Here is a 2,267-nt window from a genome sequence, read left to right on the forward strand (position 1 = left end):
AGTCACGACGGGGTCGCGGCGGTCGAGCAGCAGCAAGGGCCGCTCCCCATCGGGGAGCGGCCCTTGCTGTGGTGCCAGGCGCTGACGTGGTCCGCCTCAGGCGTCCCTGTCGTATGCCGTGTGGCGTCGTTCGTCAGTGACCGTGACCGTGGCCGTGGCCACCGGCCGCCGCGTCCTCGTTCTCCGGCTTGTCGACGACGAGCGTGTCGGTCGTGAGGATCATCGACGCGATGGACTCGGCGTTGCGCAGCGCGGAGCGGGTGACCTTGACCGGGTCGATGACGCCGGCCGCGATGAGGTCGCCGTACTCGCCGGTGGCCGCGTTGAGGCCCTGGCCGAGGGGCAGCTCCGCCACCTTGGAGGTGACGACGTAGCCCTGCAGGCCGGCGTTCTCGGCGATCCAGCGCAGCGGCTCGGCGACGGCCTTGCGCACGATGGACGCGCCCGTGGCCTCGTCACCGGTCAGCTCGAGGGCGTCGATGGCGGAGGCGGCGTGGATGAGGGCGGTGCCGCCACCGGCGACGATGCCCTCCTCGATCGCGGCGCGCGTCGCGGAGATGGCGTCCTCGATGCGGTGCTTCTTCTCCTTGAGCTCGACCTCGGTGTGCGCGCCGACCTTGATGACGCAGACGCCACCGGCGAGCTTCGCGAGGCGCTCCTGGAGCTTCTCCTTGTCCCAGTCGGAGTCGGTGCGCTCGATCTCGGCCTTGATCTGGTGGACGCGGCCGGCGACCTCGCCCGCCTCGCCGTTGCCGTCGATGATCGTCGTGTTGTCCTTGGTGAGGACGACGCGGCGGGCCTGGCCGAGGACGGTCAGGTCGGCCTGGTCGAGGCTGAGCCCGACCTCGGGCGCGATGACCTGGCCACCGGTGAGGATGGCGATGTCCTGGAGCATGGCCTTGCGTCGGTCGCCGAAGCCGGGGGCCTTGACGGCCGCGACGTTGAACGTGCCACGGATCTTGTTGACCACGAGGGTCGAGAGGGCCTCGCCGTCGACGTCCTCGGCGATGATGAGCAGCGGCTTGCCCGACTGCACGACCTTCTCGAGGACGGGGAGGATCTCGGCGACCGAGGAGATCTTGCCCTGGTTGATGAGCACGTAGGCGTCCTCGAGGACGGTCTCCATGCGCTCGGTGTCCGTGACGAAGTAGGCCGAGAGGTAGCCCTTGTCGAACTGCATGCCCTCGGTGAACTCGAGCTCGGTCGCCGTCGTCGAGGACTCCTCGACGGTGATGACGCCGTCCTTGCCGACCTTGTCGAACGCCTCGCCGATGAGCCCACCGAGGGTGGAGTCCTGAGCGGAGAGCGTGGCTACGGAGGCGACCTCGTCCTTGCCGTCGACCTCGCGGGCGTTCTCGAGCAGGCGGTCGTTGACCGCAGTGACGGCCTTGTCCATGCCGCGCTTGAGCGCAGCAGGAGCAGCACCGGCGGCGACGTTGCGCAGGCCCTCCTTGACCATGGCCTGGGCGAGGACGGTCGCGGTCGTCGTGCCGTCACCGGCGACGTCGTTGGTCTTGGTCGCGACCTCCTTGGCGAGCTGGGCGCCGAGGTTCTCGTAGGGGTCCTCGAGCTCGATCTCGCGGGCGATGGTCACGCCGTCGTTCGTGATCGTGGGGGCGCCCCACTTCTTGTCGATGACGACGTTGCGGCCCTTGGGGCCGAGCGTCACCTTGACGGCGTTGGCGAGCGCGTTGACGCCGCGCTCGAGCGACTTGCGGGCGGAGTCGTCAAACTCCAGCTGCTTGGCCATGGTGTTCCTTTGGCTCGGTTGCTTTGCGGTTGCTGTGCTTGAGGTGAAACGGGACGCACCCCGGCGAGACCCCAGCGGGGCTCACCGGGGTGCGTTCACGGCATACGGCTGAGTCAGCCGACGATGGCGAGGACGTCGCGCGCGGAGAGGATGAGGTACTCCTCGCCGCCGTACTTGACCTCGGTACCGCCGTACTTGCTGTAGATGACCTTGTCGCCGACCTTGACGTCGAGCGGGACGCGCTCGGTGCCGTTGTCGTTGAAGCGGCCGGGGCCGACAGCGAGGACCTCGCCCTCCTGCGGCTTCTCCTTGGCCGTGTCCGGGATGACGAGGCCCGAGGCAGTGGTCTGCTCGGCCTCGAGGGACTTGACGACAATGCGGTCTTCGAGCGGCTTGATGGCAACCGACACGGTGGTGACCTTCCCTTCGGGACAGTCGAAAGATGACTACGGACTGTGGGCTCTTCGAGGCTGGCCGCCGTCGCGGGGGTCGACCTCCCTCGAGGAGGGAGCTGGCA

At 68.5% G+C, this 2,267-nt stretch carries 2 protein-coding genes; both read right to left on the reverse strand.

Annotation, left to right across the window (positions count from 1 at the left end):
- Nucleotides 1-133: 133 nt before the first annotated feature.
- Nucleotides 134-1,750 carry a chaperonin GroEL gene (groL, locus tag AC1DP0_RS21030; protein WP_478088367.1) on the reverse strand — a complete coding sequence of 539 codons (1,617 nt, stop codon included), beginning with the start codon at nucleotides 1,748-1,750 and terminating at the stop codon, nucleotides 134-136.
- Nucleotides 1,751-1,863: 113 nt separating this feature from the next.
- Complete coding sequence (gene groES, locus AC1DP0_RS21035; protein WP_142178742.1) at nucleotides 1,864-2,160, reverse strand: co-chaperone GroES; 297 nt, start codon at nucleotides 2,158-2,160, stop codon at nucleotides 1,864-1,866.
- Between the last annotated feature and the right edge of the window lie 107 nt (nucleotides 2,161-2,267).

The sequence above is a fragment of the Terrabacter sp. P5_B1 genome, assembly GCF_056400505.1.